This is a genomic window from Caulobacter sp. 05T431 (assembly GCF_056665975.1).
On sequence record NZ_JBFTKU010000192.1, the window covers coordinates 1 to 357 of the forward strand.

The window sequence follows — 357 nt, forward strand, 5'->3', positions numbered from 1 at the left end:
TCCCCGCACCCCCATCTGGAGAAATTGATGGCTCAATCGGTAGAAACCACCTCCCACGCGGCTGCCCGCCTGGACCTGGCCAAGATGCGTAAGATCGCCCTCGCCAGCGTCATCGGCACCACCGTCGAGTGGTACGACCTCTTTGTATTCGGCACAGCATCCGCGCTCGTGTTCAACAAGATCTTCTTCCCCAGCTTCGACCCCCTCGTGGGCACCATGCTCGCCTTCGGCACCTTCGCCTCCGCCTACATTGCGCGCATGGTGGGCGCCATCATCTTCGGCCACTTCGGGGACCGCCTGGGCCGGAAGTCCATGCTCCTGATTTCACTGCTGACCATGGGCGCCGCCACCTTCGCC

General features: G+C 63.0%; 1 protein-coding gene. It reads left to right on the forward strand.

The annotated features are described in order from the left end of the window. Positions 1-27: 27 nt before the first annotated feature. Positions 28-357: MFS transporter (locus AC1U89_RS25070; protein ID WP_479902318.1), on the forward strand; the 330-nt coding region annotated here is incomplete at its 3' end.